Below are 13,432 nucleotides of genomic sequence, written 5' to 3' on the forward strand. Positions count from 1 at the left end.
CTAAACAGCGCAATAGACTATGAAAAAAGCCAGTACTGCTTGAAGGTACTGGCTTTGATATTTTTTAATGTACTGCAGAATTACCAGATGTCTAGTTAAGGGCGTGATTTATTTTCTCTTTGCTGACTTATCTTTTTCTTTTTTTGGTTTTTCAACAATATGAAAAGCAGGTAATGAAACGTGCCAATAAATAGCTGCTAAGCGCAGAGTCAACGCAGCAGAGATCGAAACTGTCATCGCCTGAGTATCACTCCAATTTAGACCACGTAATAAAATAAATAAACTGCCCCCTAACATGGCCGCCAGCGCATAAATTTCTTCGCGTAAAATCATCGGGATTACATTACATAAAACATCACGAATCATACCGCCAGCAATCCCTGTAATCGTTCCTAAGACAACAGCCACAGGAATTGGTGCGCCTAAGTACAGTGCTTTTTGCGTACCTAAAACAGCAAATAAAGCTAAACCTAAAGCATCAGCAATTAGTAAGAAACGTTTTGGAATACGTTTAGGTTGTCTTATCAGCACTATAGTGAGTATTGCAGTCATTAAAATGACATAAAGATAGTAGGGCTTTTCCACCCAAAAAACGGGGGTTTGTAAAATAACATCACGAATGGTACCACCACCTACAGCAGTCACTGAGGCCAGCACGACAACACCAAAGGGATCAAGCTGATAGCGACCAGCCATCAGTGCACCTGATAAGGCAAAAACGATAACACCGAAAATATCTAAATAAAATAATAAGTCATTCATATATATTCAAGTTACCTCAAGATGCAGAATTTAACTGAAACTAGCAACTCACATCTTGAAGTATCATCGGTATAAAGTCCAATTGAGGGATTAGCTTTGCATGGTTAACTGCCAGATCAGAGCTAGCAGCACGAGTAAAATTAAACTGCTAATGATACAAAAACTCACCTTACGGTTTGCTTTGATTATATCCCTTGGCTCAGGTTGTTTACCAAGATCGTTAAACGCAGCTTTACGTAATTTCTCCCCTTGATACATAGCCACTCCGCCAAGCCTCACTGCAAGCGTAAAAGCATGTGCAGCAATATAAAAATCATTATTTAGTTTAAAAATATGGTCTCGTGTTAAACGCCAAAACAATAAACTTCCCTGCCCTAACGAACTCAATAATATCAATACTGCCATTAACCGGCTTGGTAACCATTGAATAAGCTGGGTAAACAACTGACTATAAAAGCCAAAGTCTTTATATTGCTGTAACTTGGTGTTCCAACAATAATGCATTTCTAACATTAATCGATAGCTAAGCGCGGTTAAGGGGCCAAAAATAAGAAAGAGGAAGCTAACGACATAAATTTGCTGCAAGCTGCGAAGTATCTGCATTTCGATAGCAGCTTTACTTAATCCTACCTGTGAGAGTTGCTCGGTTTCTCGTAACAGAAGTGGTTTGAGGGTTTGTTTTGCTAGGTAATTTTGTTTCGCGACTAGAGCTTGTGCAATACCTACATTTATTTGTCCTAGATTTAAACTGCCGAGAGCAAGGTAAAGTAATAGTCCCTGCCAGACATAATCAACAGCAACAAAGTCAGCGAATAACCAGAGGATGATCACTATTGGAACCAGTGTGATTAATAATGCTAACAGACCTGCAATGGTTTGGTGCTGTGCACTATTTTTACTGTTATTAACCTTATGAGCCAACTGAACACAGTAAAATTGAAAAAAACGTAATGGCTCATGTGCAATAAAATGGCTAACTAACGACTTAATGAGCAGCACTATCACGAGAATCAACACATGATAGCTAAAAGGCGTTAACTCGGTGAGTACTGTCATTAATTGTCCGTTCCCTATTCTGACAAGTTACTTAGCTTGCGCTAAGTTCTTTTCCCTTAAGTTGGCCTAACATATTTAAAACAAGTTGCGATGAATTGACCGCTGCTGTTTCAAGGTACTCTTCGAAGGTATGCGGTGATTCTTTACCAGCAATATCTGAAAGTGAACGTATTACAACAAAAGGAGTTTTTAACTGTAAACATGCTTGCGCTATCGCAGCACCTTCCATTTCAACTGCAGCCATTGTAGGAAAATTAGCACGTGCTTTGGCAACATCCTCTTCTTTGGTCATGAAGGTATCCCCTGTAGTAATCAATCCTACTACAGCTTTAATATTTTCCCCAGCGGATTGGCTGAGTTGTTCAATACCTTTTTTCGCTGCTGCTACTAAATCACTGTGTGGCATAAATGCCGCAGGATTAGCGGGTAATTGACCTACTTCATAGCCAAATGCTGTAAGGTCAACATCGTGATAGCGAACTTCTGAGCTCACAACAATATCACCTACTGTCAATGTCTTATCAAAACCTCCAGCAGAGCCAGTATTTACAACATAATCTACATGGAAACGGTCAATTAGTATTGCGGTTGCTAATGCCGCAGCCACTTTACCAATGCCTGATTGGACAATAACAACCTCACTACCATCTAATTGGCCTTGATAAAAAGTGTAACCTGCATGCTCTGTGCTTTTGGCATCAATTAATTTTTCTTTTAAAATGGCAACTTCTGGCTCCATTGCGCCAATAATTCCTGCTTTCATGTTAATTCCTAACTGTTTAATTTAATTCTGTTCGAGTAAATAAAGATAATAACTTATTTCATAATGGCAAATAGACACGCTGTTTTATGCATATTCCTGCAGACCGAAGAAAATAAGGTTATCAATAAATTGAATATTTTCTACCGCCAAAATATTTTCCGTAGTCTGTGCTAACAATAACGTTGTTAACGCCTTACCATCGCCACCGGTTAAAATAATTCGATTAATATCACCTAACTGCTGTGCTTGCGCAATGGCTTGTTCAACCATGCCCAGTGTTGCTGCCCAACACGCATTATTGACATTATCCGTAGTGTTAGCGCCAAATGATAAGCTAGGTGTTGTCTTGTTTTTTGCATGAACCAAAGTGCTATGGCTTAAAATACTGCTAAATAATGCGTTAATACCTGCCAATATCCAACCGCCTTGATGCTGTCCATTAGCCGCTAATAAATCAACAGTGGTCGCAGTGCCAGCATCTATTATTAAGACATTTTCATCTGGGTAAAGGTGCATAACTCCTAATAACGCCAACCAGCGGTCAATACCTAAGCTCGTTGGTTCTTGATATGCTGAAATTAACCTGTTTTTTTGCTGTTCACTGTGCACTTGTTTAAAACTGATTTTTTGTCTTTTGCACCAAGCCATAAGCTCGTCAGTTAACGACGAGTGAGCTACATTAGCAACTATGATCTGGCTAGCTTGGCTGAAATATTTGACAAAATAAGCTTCAGAAAACTCGTCATTATTAAGCTGTGTAGTCGCTGACAACTCACCACTAATGAGGTGCACATATTTTGTTCGGCTGTTACCGATATCAATTAAAAGAATCATTCGTCCATCCTGAGACTAACTTCACCACCGTAGACAGGTTTAACCTGTCCATCCACTTCTAACAACAAAGCACCTTGATTATTAACTCCTCGACATATGCCGTGAGTTATTCGCTCGCCAGTAATTAATTTTACCCGCTTATTTAAAAAAGCATCATGCGCATGCCACTCTTCTAACATAGGTGCTAAACCCACTTGCTGATGTTGCTGTAATCGCTGTCTTAAACAACCAATCAATTGCGCACTGAGTCCATTTCTATCGATTTTTACCTTACTGTGTGATTGTAAATCAGTCCATTTTTGTTCAATTAACTTACCTGCTTCTACTGGCATATGTAGATTTAAACCAATGCCAATAACGCAGTGGCTCGGCTCTAACGCCTGTCCTTCAAGATCAATCAAGATACCCGCCAGCTTTACGCCATCCAGATAAATATCATTAGGCCACTTGAGCTGTACTTGTACATTGCTATGGGCTTTTACGGCATCACTAACCGCCAATGCCGTCACTAAGCTTAAACCCATTGCCGCAGATAATCCTTGTTCTAAATACCAATACATAGACAAGTAAATTTGTGAGCCAAAAGGTGAGATCCACTGTCGACCTCGTCGGCCTCTTCCTGCACTTTGGTACTCTGCTAAGCAAACCTGTCCTGATGTGACTTGATTAGGTAAACGCCTCATTAAATAATCGTTAGTAGAGTCAATTAAGCTATGTACTTCAATTAAGGGCAAATCGTTTTGCTTCATAGTCTGCTTGTTTGTTTCAAGCGCAAGTAAACTAATAATTTTGTCTTTCTCTAACAAATGCAGAGGATGCGCTAATTTGTAGCCCTTGCCAGTGACACTGTATATATCTAGGCCTATTTCAGTTAGCACTTTAATATGCTTAGCGACAGCCGTTCTGCTGATACCTAAATCTTCACCGAGTAGTTGTCCTGATACAAACGTTCCTGAGGCTAAAGACTTAATTAAATGCTCTTTAACGGCTTTAGTCATCGACTTGACCTCTAGTAGGCTGAATATCTACAATGGGATTAAGATCGCTTAGCGACGAGAACGCACTTTCACCATCATGTGTAATCATGCGCACTTCTGGTATTAAAGAGACTGAAAATTTTTCTTTGACTTTTCGTTGAATATATTTAGCTAAACTAATGATATCTGTTCCTAAGTCACTGTCGTAATTTACTAAAACTAAGGCTTGATGCTGATGAACTCCAACACCACCATGGCGAAAACCTTTTAATCCTGCTTGATCTATTAACCAACCCGCTGCTAATTTTATCTCACCATTACTTTGCGGGTAATAAGGAATTGTTGGATATTTCTGTTGTAAGTGAGCAAAATCTAATTCACTTACCAAGGGGTTTTTAAAAAAACTACCCGCATTTGGTAAATCTTTTGGGTCAGGTAACTTGCTACTACGTAGTGCAATGACTTTCGCCATAACCTGCTCAGCAGTACTCTCTTTTGCAAGCATATCTAAACCCGCATAGGAGAGGTTTGCTTGCCACTTCTTAGGAAAGTTAAAAGTCACCTGAGTAATTAAACCTTTGTTATAACTTTCTTGCTTAAAAATACTATCACGATAGGCAAAACGACAAGCTTGTTTAGTGATTGAATGCATTGCTTTACTTGCAAATTCATACCACTGTATTTCTTGACAAAAGTCAGCAAACTCGACTCCGTAAGCACCAATATTTTGTACCGGTGCGGCACCAACGCTACCAGGAATCAAGGCTAAATTCTCTAAGCCATAAATGCCTTGTTCTAAACAAAAACACACCAAATCATGCCAGTTCTCTGCAGCGCCAACCGTAACAATAAAGTGATCATCTTGTTCAGAAACCTCAATACCGTTAAATTTTGGCCGAATAATAATGGGTGCTTGAGACTCGACAAACAAGGTATTACTGCCCTCGCCTAGGATGTAGAAATTTTCAGCCGATAAATCAGGTAATTGCTGCAGTTCTATCAAAGAACTTGGGAAAAAGATGCGTGAGCAACTCGCCTTCAGATTAAAGCTGTTATTGCTTTTTAAGGAGTAATTGTGATTAGAGTGCATAGCCACGAAAATGAAAAATGAAAGAATCATTATTGTACTGAAAAATCAACTCAACTCCAATTATTCAGTACGATTAACTAAGATAAGATAACAAAGGATTTCTTGCCACCTTATCTGAATAAATGCTTTATTTTACGCTACAGTGGGACTATATGCGCAGCAGAACATCGTTTAGTGCTAAACGAGATTTGGGTAACTTAGCATTAAAATCATCTTCAGGGTGGTGATAACCAATCGCTAAGGCAACATCACATTGATAGCCATCAAGCTCTTTACTGAACTCTTTATTTACTAGATCAATATCAATACCTTCCATTGGCGTCGAATCAATATTAAGTCGAGCCAATATATGTAAGGTGTTACCTAACGCTAAATATGTTTGTGCTTTGGTCCATGTACTGGTGTCACCTGTATCACTGGTATTAAGCTCAGCAAATAAGAAGCCACCAAAGGCTGCTTCACGTTTATCTGGCGCTGTACGTTTATCGACAATACCTTTATCGACGACCTTGGCATAGTCATCACGATTATATTTAGGGTTATAAGCAAATAAAATAATCTGCGAGCTATCAAATACATGCGGTTGATTATAATGATGCATATTGGCAAATGTTTTACTCATACGTGTTTTCGCTTCATCACTTTCGAGTACGATAAACTTCCATGGCTGTGAGTTAATAGAAGAAGCGGAAAGGCGCATGGCTTCATACAAGACATCTAAGTCTGCTTGGGGGATCTTTCTTGTTGCGTCGTATTTTTTTACCGTATGGCGGCGGGCAAGATCTTCGATAATAGGGTGAGTCATAGTGATTCCATCAAGAAAAGTAATATCCACATAAGGTAGTCTCTATATCATTGAGATTCAATGGCGCTAAGCTAAGTTTTTACTTTAGCGCCATTTTTCTTACAGAAGTATTATTTCGTACATAGGTTACTTATTTACGTCAACAACAACTCGGCCCGTTACTTCACCTTTAAGTAACTTCTCAGCGACCTCAATAGAAGATGCTAAACTAATCACTTCTGCTATCGATTCCATTTCCGTTGCAGGTAATATTTCAGCTAATTTTTTCCATGCTGCCACTCTATCTGCTCTTGGACGCATCACACTATCAACGCCTAATAAGGAAACACCTCGTAAAATAAATGGTGCAACGGTAGCAGGTAAATCCATGCCTTGCGCTAAACCACACGCCGCGACAGCACCGCCATATTGGATACTTGCACAGACGTTAGCAAGAGTATGGCTACCGATAGAATCAATTGCGCCCGCCCATTTTTCTTTCATTAAGGGTTTACCTTGCGCTGATAATTCTTCTCTGTCTATTATCTCACTTGCACCTAAATCATATAAATACTCATGTTGTTTATTACTGCCTGTTGAAGCGACAACTGTGTAACCCATCAAGGAAAGTAGTTTCACTGCAAAGCTACCAACGCCGCCAGTGGCACCTGTCACAAGAATTTTGCCACTTTGTGGATTAATGCCGCCCTTTTCCAATGCTTGAATGCATAACATAGCAGTATAACCAGCGGTACCAATTTCCATGGCCTGCAGAGGTGAAATGGCTTCAGGTAAAGGAATTAACCAATCACTGTTTACTTTTGCTTTTTGAGATAAGCCACCCATATGTTTTTCACCAACACCAAAACCATTTAGCAATACCTTATCGCCGACCTTAAACTCATCACTTTCACTGTGCTCAACAATACCACTGAAATCTACCCCAGGTATCATAGGGAAGCTTCTTACCACAGGCGCTTTGCCAGTAATCGCTAGCGCATCTTTGTAATTCAAGGTGCTATAGAGGACTTTTACTGAGACATTACCTTGAGATAAACTTTCCTCAGCTAATTCAGTGATTGATGTTTTGTAGCCATTTTCATCTTTATTTACCAGTAAACAATTAAACATATGAACCTCCAATATAGACCGGTCGTCTATTAATTAATAAAAAAATTATTTTTTCAACAAAAGTAAGTAATGATTGATAAAAAGATCAATCGGCTGAGTTGTTTGTACTAATTTGCAGCGACTCACCGCGCCTTCCCAGCCAATCCAAAAAAACTCTGCTAACAAGTGACGTTCTTCTTGCTCGGTATCAGGGTAAAGCACCTTGAGATGGTCAGAGATTTTACGCTGCCAGCCCCGCATTACCATGGCCAACTTTTCGCGGTGGCTATCAGGTAGTACTGCAATTTCTTGCTCAAGGTTCCCCACTAAACAACCTCGATTAAAATTATATCGTTCGATACCCGCTTTAGCATCTTCAACAAAACTCAGTAATCTTTGTTCGGGAGCTAGCTGGTCATTTTTTAAATGTGAATCAAGCTTACGACTGAAATAACTGTTGTAGTAATCAATTACCGCTAAGCCAAAGACTTCTTTGTTGGCAAAGTAATGATAAAAGGATCCTTTGGGTACGGACACTTTTTTTAAAATTTGCTCTAAACCTGATGAAGCAAAGCCAAATTGCGTAAAGTGCTCAACGCCACTACTGATTAATTCAGTTTTGGTATTAGTAGTATCTCGACCAGACTTAGGCGGTCGACCTCTTCTCTTTTTAATAGTATCTAATTGCATAAAACCATATTAGACCGATCGTCTATTTAATTGCAAGCATTACTTTGTATAAATAGTAAACAAAGGAATAACCTCAACGATTTCTAACATGGTCAAATAGACTATTTTGATGGTTAATTTAACTAAAAAGTTAAATTAATTTTTTACTCTTGATTTTAAGAAAATCACATAAAAAATTATATGCATTATTTATCAACAACTTAAATGATTAATGCTCTTTGGCACAGCACTTGTAATAACTATGACATACCAAGTGATGTTTAACATCAAAATAGAAAACTTACACTACAACGTAACCAACAAATACAAAGAGAAGAAGGAATTTATTATGAGCACATTTAACATGACTACAAATACTAGCAGCAAAATTAAAGATGTAAGCCTTGCATTAGTACTTATCGGATCTTTACTAGGTGCCACACTAAGCACTAGCGTTAATGCAGCCCCGTTACCTAATGTTGAAAAAACGGTAAGCGATTTCATTGTTGCTCAAGGAGAGAAAATGATTACTGAATTGAATACACAATTACAGCAATCAATTAATAAAGAAATTGAAGAATACACCGTTAACTTTTCATTTGATAATGCGTCAAGCTGGTTAGCAGCAGAAGAAGTAAAAGAAACGACACCGACAGTTGAAGACAATGCTAAGTAGTAAATTAAGTCACTAACATAACTTTTAACAAACTTAATAACATGTAATTTAATTGCACGTTATTAAGTTACCACACTAAATAATTAAATTAAGTATCGAAAATAAGCAGGAGAAAATTATGGGATTATTCAGCCGTTTTACCGACATTGTTAATGCAAATTTAAACAGCATGTTAGACAAAGCCGAGCATCCAGAAAAAATGATTCGTATGATCATTGGCGAAATGGAAGAAACTTTAATTGAAGTACGTTCAACTGCAGCTAAAAATATTGCTGAACAAAAAACCTTAACAAGAAAAGTTAAAGCGACTCAGGAAGGCATAGCGCACTGGCATGAAAAAGCTGAACTTGCCTTAAATAAGGGCCGTGAAGATTTAGCGAAATCAGCATTGGCGCAAAAACATAAATGCCAAGCGGAGTTAACTCAGCTAGATGAAGAAAACGCACAATTATCCGATTTGTTAATCGCAATACAAGAAGATGCACAACGCTTGCAAAATAAACTTAACGAAGCAAAACGTCGTCAAGAAGCACTACGCCTTCGTCAAGAATCTGCTGAAGTAAGATTAAAGGTGCGCGAAAAAGCGGTGGTTCACAATATTGATGAAGCAATGGCCAAATTTGAACGTTACCAACAGAAAATTGATCATCTTGAAGCACAAGTTGAGTCTTATGATTTAACTGAGAATAAAGATTTATCAACACAGATATCTGAACTTGAACAAGACGACAACATTGAAGCGGAATTAGCTGAAATGAAAAAGAAAGTTGTTAACGCTTAAATTTAATAGCACCACGATAAATGAACTAAAAGCCTTCGCTAGTTTTGAAGGCAATCATTTTTAAAAAGTAACGCTGTAAAGAAATAATGCAAAATTAAGGAGTTCCCATGAGATATGATCGAGAATATTCGAGTATAAAAAGTGTTCGTCAAACATTATGTAAAGACGTAGCAAATAAAAAATTGACTGGTGTCTGTGCAGGCATTGCCAAATATTATGACTTCCCTCGATTAGCTGTACGTATTGCCGCTATTGCTGCACTGATTATGTTACCCGTAGTCACAGGTGTTGCCTATGTCGTAGCAAGCATGTTGCTACCTAACAGCAAGTATTACTAATTTTCATGTCGACAAAAGTGAGGAACCTATGAGCTTCTTTAAATCTTTAATACTGGCCATTTTCGCAACTATCTTCTTAACCTATGTTTTTGGTGTTGGCATGTTGGAGTTAATGGACATGCATGTAATGCTAGACGGTGAGTCTGTTGAGCCGCTAAAAGCAATAGGGGTTTCTGCTTTGGTAGTTGTGGTATTAGTGGTGGCGGCATTAGGGATTGTCTTAAGTGTTTTTGGTGGCCTAATATTCATTAGCTTGATTATCTTTGGCAGCATAGCCATGGTAACCGTCGGCGTATTTTGGCCAATTTTATTAATGGCTGTTGTTATTTGGCTTTTTACTCGAAATAACAGTAGTCGAAACAAAAGCACTAGGCAATACACTTAGTGCTCAGTAAGAGTAGTTATAATTTCCAAACTAAACTCAGGCCTTTATTAGAAAAATTTAGCTAGGATATTTTTACATTCATCCGACTTAACCAAATGAGAAAAGGCTTGGCTTTCTGCACTAATAACTTGGCTTAAAGCGGCTTTGTTTGCTTGACGAATTAACTTTCTGCTGGTCATCACTGACTCAACAGGCAAATTGGCAATGGTTAAAGCAACATCAGCAGTAAGTGCTAACAACTCATCGGGCTGACACGTTTGGTTAGTGATACCATAACTCAATGCTTGCTCTGCGTTAAATGTATTGCCAAGCACCATTAATTCAAAAGCTTTATTTGGGCCGACTTTTTGAGTTAATAACAAACTAGAACCCGCTTCAGGGCACAAACCTAGTTGGGTAAACGGTAGTTTAAATTTACTATTTGTGGCTGCAATAACCATGTCACAATGCAATAATAATGTTGTGCCAATACCCACGGCAACGCCAGCAACACCGGCAACTAGTGGTTTAGTAAATTCAGACAGCACTTTAACAAAATCTAAGGCGGCTAGTTCATCATCAGCAGAACATTGAATAAAGTCATGCAAATCATTACCCGCACAAAAACACTGTTCATTTCCTTGAATGACAACGCAATGAATGCTTGAAGTTTGTTCTGCATAGGCAAAATACTGACAAAGTTGCTTATACATATCATTTGTTAAAGCATTTTTTTTATCAAAACGGTTCAAAGTAATGGTAAAAACACCTTGCTTTTCTGTTGTTAAAATCAAATTATTCATTTGCCACCAGTTTAGTTACATAGGTTTATCAATACGATTGATATAAGATATAGTCAAACAATAATACTTGTTATCAGGGATGTATAGTTACAATGAGAAATATTCATTATAGAAAAGTCGCTATCTTTTTTACTTTATTGTTCGCAATGACAAGTAATGTCTACGCGACAAGTGCAATTACCGTTACCGATGGCTATGTTAAGGCAAGCATACCTGGCAGCGAGGTGACGGCTTCTTATATGACCATAAACAATACTAGTGATAACGCAATTACCTTACAGAAAGTTAGTAGTGTCATCTCAGATCGCATTGAAATTCATGAACACAGTATGGCTGATGGGATGATGCGAATGCGTGAGGTAGGTGAAATTACCATTAAAGCTAACAGCGAAGTCGTGCTGCAACCTTCAGGATTGCATCTTATGATTTTTTCATTAAAACAACAAATAACGGAAAAAGATGTTATTACATTAACATTATACTTTTCTAATGACACTGAAGTTAAAATTCAATTACCTGTTCTTAAGTATAAATAGTACAATACTAACAACCTCATCCTTGGAGTGGATATGAAAACAATGTTTTCTACAAAATCAATTGTCTGGGCCTTTACTGGCATATTTTTTCTTCTATATGGCATTGGTGTTTATTGGAGTACTACACCTTCAGCCATCAATATACACGCTGAAGTAACACAGGCTGCCAAAGCTGAAAATGTTGCTCCTGTTGTGGGCTATACCACTACAACGGCTTTAATAAAAGTTAGTGAAGCATTATTAAATAAGCCTGGTGGTTATTTATCAAATGACATCATGCCGCCGTCACTTTTTTTAGATAACATGCCTGCTTGGGAATTCGGTGTATTAGAAATGGTACGAGATTTAGCATTAGTGATGCGTAAAGATTTTAGCCGTTCACAGTCTCAATCACTGGTTAATAAACATTTACTTGAAGCACAACCACGCTTTAATATCGACAGTAAAAGTTGGGCAGTTCCTAGTGCAGAGTCTGAATATAGTGCAGCGATTAAACAGCTGTATGCCTACCGCAGTGCATTGGTCAGCAGCGATGGCAATAACAAGGCTCAGTTTTATGCCCGTGCCGATAACCTGCGTGCCTATATTGAAGAAGTCCAAAAACGTTTAGGTAGTTATTCACATCGCTTAAGCTTAAGTGTTGGTCGTGAACAAGTGAATACTGACTTAGCTGGTGATAAACCTGCTGAACAATCTAGCCAAGGTGTTTCTCATTTACAGCTACAAACAAGTTGGTGGCAAATAGATGATGTATTCTATGAAGCCCGTGGTGCTACTTGGGCGTTGCTTCAGCTACTGAAAGCCATTGAGATAGATTTTAATAGCGTGTTAGAAAACAAAAATGCCAAAATTAGCTTACAGCAAATTATTCGTGAGCTAGAGGCCAGCCAAGAGTCAATATGGAGCCCAATGATTCTAAACGGCAGTGGCTTTGGTACCCTTGCCAATCATTCATTGGTAATGGCTAATTATATTTCTCGCGCAAATGCAGCTTTAATCGATTTAAATGAACTTTTAACCAAAGGATAATGACATGAAAAAAACTTTACTCGCTGGCAGCTTAGCGGCACTAATGTGTGGTACTGCCCAAGCCGATACACTTTTAGGTTTATATATCGGAGGCCAAATTTGGTCAAATGATGCCAGCGGTAGCTTTGGTGAAGGATCTGATAATCAGTCTGTTTTTGAGTTTGATGATGAAAATCAAGGCAGCTTTTATGTTGCTTTTGAGCATCCAATCCCATTAATTCCTAATATTAAAATAGCATCAACAACACTTGATACCGTTGGTGGAACTCAAATAACAGAAAGTTTTAAGTTTGACCAGGTCATTTACCCGGCTGGCACAACATTAGATACAACCCTTGATGCTAGCTTTGTTGATTACACGCTTTATTACGAAGTATTAGATAATGACTTATTAACGTTTGATTTCGGTTTAACCGCACGTGATCTGGATTCTTACATTAAAGTAGCAGAGTCAGATAGTAACAGCAGTGATCTAGATGTCTCTGGTATTATCCCAATGGCTTACGTGTCTACCATTATCGGTTTGCCACTGACCGGCTTAAATGTTTTCGCCGAAGCTAACTTTATTAGTTATGACGACCAAACGATTTATGACGCACAAATTGGCGTAAGCTATGCGCTTTTAGACAATGTTGCTGTCGATTTGGATGTAACACTTGGCTACCGCACATTAAAATTAGAATTAAACGATTTAGATGATTTTTACAGTGATTTAACCTACGACGGTTTCTTTGCTGGCGCAGTGATTCACTTCTAGAGTCAGGCTTTTAAACCAGAGCAAGATACTAAAAGCCGCGGCTATTTCCAAATAGCCGCGGCTATTTCCAAATAGCCACGGCTTTTTTATAGCCAAATTTAAC

At 38.3% G+C, this 13,432-nt stretch carries 17 protein-coding genes; 7 read left to right on the forward strand and 10 right to left on the reverse strand.

From position 1 onward, the window contains the following. Positions 1–108: 108 nt before the first annotated feature. The 9 genes from ND2E_RS17920 to acuR form a co-directional block, all read right to left on the reverse strand. Positions 109–762 carry a trimeric intracellular cation channel family protein gene (locus ND2E_RS17920; protein WP_033092432.1) on the reverse strand — a complete coding sequence of 218 codons (654 nt, stop codon included), beginning with the start codon at positions 760–762 and terminating at the stop codon, positions 109–111. 90 nt (positions 763–852) lie between these two features. Further along, positions 853–1,818, reverse strand: a complete 966-nt coding sequence (locus ND2E_RS17915) for a cobalamin biosynthesis protein CobD/CbiB (protein WP_033092433.1) — start codon at positions 1,816–1,818, stop codon at positions 853–855. Between the two features lie 31 nt (positions 1,819–1,849). Beyond that, positions 1,850–2,581, reverse strand: a complete 732-nt coding sequence (gene mtnN / locus ND2E_RS17910; protein WP_033092434.1) for a 5'-methylthioadenosine/S-adenosylhomocysteine nucleosidase — start codon at positions 2,579–2,581, stop codon at positions 1,850–1,852. Between the two features lie 84 nt (positions 2,582–2,665). Next, positions 2,666–3,415 (reverse strand): pantothenate kinase, encoded by a 750-nt coding sequence (locus ND2E_RS17905; protein WP_033092435.1) that lies wholly within the window; start codon positions 3,413–3,415, stop codon positions 2,666–2,668. Next, a complete protein-coding gene (gene birA, locus ND2E_RS17900) occupies positions 3,412–4,413 on the reverse strand; it encodes a bifunctional biotin--[acetyl-CoA-carboxylase] ligase/biotin operon repressor BirA (RefSeq protein ID WP_033092436.1) in 1,002 nt (333 codons plus the stop codon). Before birA ends, ND2E_RS17905 begins: the two co-directional genes overlap by 4 nt. Continuing rightward, positions 4,406–5,482, reverse strand: coding sequence for a UDP-N-acetylmuramate dehydrogenase (gene murB, locus ND2E_RS17895; protein WP_033092723.1), 1,077 nt, complete (start codon positions 5,480–5,482; stop codon positions 4,406–4,408). The genes birA and murB overlap by 8 nt, the downstream gene beginning before the upstream one ends. Positions 5,483–5,630: 148 nt before the next feature. Further along, positions 5,631–6,287 carry a nitroreductase family protein gene (locus ND2E_RS17890; RefSeq protein WP_033092437.1) on the reverse strand — a complete coding sequence of 219 codons (657 nt, stop codon included), beginning with the start codon at positions 6,285–6,287 and terminating at the stop codon, positions 5,631–5,633. Between the two features lie 126 nt (positions 6,288–6,413). Next, a complete protein-coding gene (acuI, locus tag ND2E_RS17885) occupies positions 6,414–7,397 on the reverse strand; it encodes an acrylyl-CoA reductase (NADPH) (protein ID WP_033092438.1) in 984 nt (327 codons plus the stop codon). 45 nt (positions 7,398–7,442) lie between these two features. Continuing rightward, positions 7,443–8,066, reverse strand: coding sequence for an acrylate utilization transcriptional regulator AcuR (gene acuR / locus ND2E_RS17880; RefSeq protein ID WP_033092439.1), 624 nt, complete (start codon positions 8,064–8,066; stop codon positions 7,443–7,445). 328 nt (positions 8,067–8,394) lie between these two features. Here acuR and ND2E_RS17875 point away from each other — a divergent pair, with 328 nt between their 5' ends. The 4 genes from ND2E_RS17875 to ND2E_RS17860 all read left to right on the forward strand — a co-directional run bounded on the left by ND2E_RS17875 (position 8,395) and on the right by ND2E_RS17860 (position 10,225). Further along, positions 8,395–8,721: a hypothetical protein gene (locus ND2E_RS17875; protein WP_033092440.1), complete on the forward strand. Its 327-nt coding sequence runs from the start codon at positions 8,395–8,397 to the stop codon at positions 8,719–8,721. Between the two features lie 118 nt (positions 8,722–8,839). Then, the gene (gene pspA / locus ND2E_RS17870) at positions 8,840–9,502 is read left to right on the forward strand and encodes a phage shock protein PspA (RefSeq protein WP_033092441.1); all 663 of its coding nucleotides are present in this window, start codon (positions 8,840–8,842) and stop codon (positions 9,500–9,502) included. A gap of 107 nt (positions 9,503–9,609) precedes the next feature. Next, positions 9,610–9,840 (forward strand): PspC domain-containing protein, encoded by a 231-nt coding sequence (locus ND2E_RS17865; RefSeq protein WP_052056231.1) that lies wholly within the window; start codon positions 9,610–9,612, stop codon positions 9,838–9,840. Between the two features lie 28 nt (positions 9,841–9,868). Beyond that, positions 9,869–10,225, forward strand: coding sequence for a hypothetical protein (locus ND2E_RS17860; protein ID WP_033092442.1), 357 nt, complete (start codon positions 9,869–9,871; stop codon positions 10,223–10,225). Between the two features lie 47 nt (positions 10,226–10,272). On the opposite strand, the gene ND2E_RS17855 is transcribed toward ND2E_RS17860, so the two are convergent. Further along, a complete protein-coding gene (locus tag ND2E_RS17855; RefSeq protein WP_033092443.1) occupies positions 10,273–11,007 on the reverse strand; it encodes an enoyl-CoA hydratase-related protein in 735 nt (244 codons plus the stop codon). A gap of 92 nt (positions 11,008–11,099) precedes the next feature. Between ND2E_RS17855 and ND2E_RS17850 the strand changes: the two genes are divergently transcribed. Genes ND2E_RS17850 through ND2E_RS17840 form a run of 3 tightly spaced genes read left to right on the forward strand, consistent with a single transcriptional unit; the run spans position 11,100 to position 13,329 of the window. Further along, on the forward strand, positions 11,100–11,543 hold the full coding sequence (locus tag ND2E_RS17850) for a copper chaperone PCu(A)C (RefSeq protein ID WP_033092444.1): 444 nt from the start codon (positions 11,100–11,102) through the stop codon (positions 11,541–11,543). A 33-nt stretch (positions 11,544–11,576) separates the two neighbouring features. Next, positions 11,577–12,572: a DUF2333 family protein gene (locus ND2E_RS17845; protein WP_033092445.1), complete on the forward strand. Its 996-nt coding sequence runs from the start codon at positions 11,577–11,579 to the stop codon at positions 12,570–12,572. Positions 12,573–12,576: 4 nt separating this feature from the next. Continuing rightward, the gene (locus tag ND2E_RS17840) at positions 12,577–13,329 is read left to right on the forward strand and encodes a TIGR04219 family outer membrane beta-barrel protein (protein ID WP_033092446.1); all 753 of its coding nucleotides are present in this window, start codon (positions 12,577–12,579) and stop codon (positions 13,327–13,329) included. The last annotated feature ends 103 nt before the right edge of the window (positions 13,330–13,432 follow it).

The organism is Colwellia psychrerythraea, from assembly GCF_000764225.1.
GTDB lineage: Bacteria > Pseudomonadota > Gammaproteobacteria > Enterobacterales > Alteromonadaceae > Colwellia > Colwellia psychrerythraea_D.

Excerpts from the sequence above, each read along its gene's own strand:
- ND2E_RS17920 (WP_033092432.1), bottom strand. The coding sequence starts at position 762 with ATGAATGACTTATTATTTTATTTAGATATTTTCGGTGTTATCGTTTTT.
- ND2E_RS17915 (WP_033092433.1), bottom strand. The coding sequence starts at position 1,818 with ATGACAGTACTCACCGAGTTAACGCCTTTTAGCTATCATGTGTTGATT.
- mtnN (WP_033092434.1), bottom strand. The coding sequence starts at position 2,581 with ATGAAAGCAGGAATTATTGGCGCAATGGAGCCAGAAGTTGCCATTTTA.
- ND2E_RS17905 (WP_033092435.1), bottom strand. The coding sequence starts at position 3,415 with ATGATTCTTTTAATTGATATCGGTAACAGCCGAACAAAATATGTGCAC.
- birA (WP_033092436.1), bottom strand. The coding sequence starts at position 4,413 with ATGACTAAAGCCGTTAAAGAGCATTTAATTAAGTCTTTAGCCTCAGGA.
- murB (WP_033092723.1), bottom strand. The coding sequence starts at position 5,482 with ATGCACTCTAATCACAATTACTCCTTAAAAAGCAATAACAGCTTTAAT.
- ND2E_RS17890 (WP_033092437.1), bottom strand. The coding sequence starts at position 6,287 with ATGACTCACCCTATTATCGAAGATCTTGCCCGCCGCCATACGGTAAAA.
- acuI (WP_033092438.1), bottom strand. The coding sequence starts at position 7,397 with ATGTTTAATTGTTTACTGGTAAATAAAGATGAAAATGGCTACAAAACA.
- acuR (WP_033092439.1), bottom strand. The coding sequence starts at position 8,066 with ATGCAATTAGATACTATTAAAAAGAGAAGAGGTCGACCGCCTAAGTCT.
- ND2E_RS17875 (WP_033092440.1), top strand. The coding sequence starts at position 8,395 with ATGAGCACATTTAACATGACTACAAATACTAGCAGCAAAATTAAAGAT.
- pspA (WP_033092441.1), top strand. The coding sequence starts at position 8,840 with ATGGGATTATTCAGCCGTTTTACCGACATTGTTAATGCAAATTTAAAC.
- ND2E_RS17865 (WP_052056231.1), top strand. The coding sequence starts at position 9,610 with ATGAGATATGATCGAGAATATTCGAGTATAAAAAGTGTTCGTCAAACA.
- ND2E_RS17860 (WP_033092442.1), top strand. The coding sequence starts at position 9,869 with ATGAGCTTCTTTAAATCTTTAATACTGGCCATTTTCGCAACTATCTTC.
- ND2E_RS17855 (WP_033092443.1), bottom strand. The coding sequence starts at position 11,007 with ATGAATAATTTGATTTTAACAACAGAAAAGCAAGGTGTTTTTACCATT.
- ND2E_RS17850 (WP_033092444.1), top strand. The coding sequence starts at position 11,100 with ATGAGAAATATTCATTATAGAAAAGTCGCTATCTTTTTTACTTTATTG.
- ND2E_RS17845 (WP_033092445.1), top strand. The coding sequence starts at position 11,577 with ATGAAAACAATGTTTTCTACAAAATCAATTGTCTGGGCCTTTACTGGC.
- ND2E_RS17840 (WP_033092446.1), top strand. The coding sequence starts at position 12,577 with ATGAAAAAAACTTTACTCGCTGGCAGCTTAGCGGCACTAATGTGTGGT.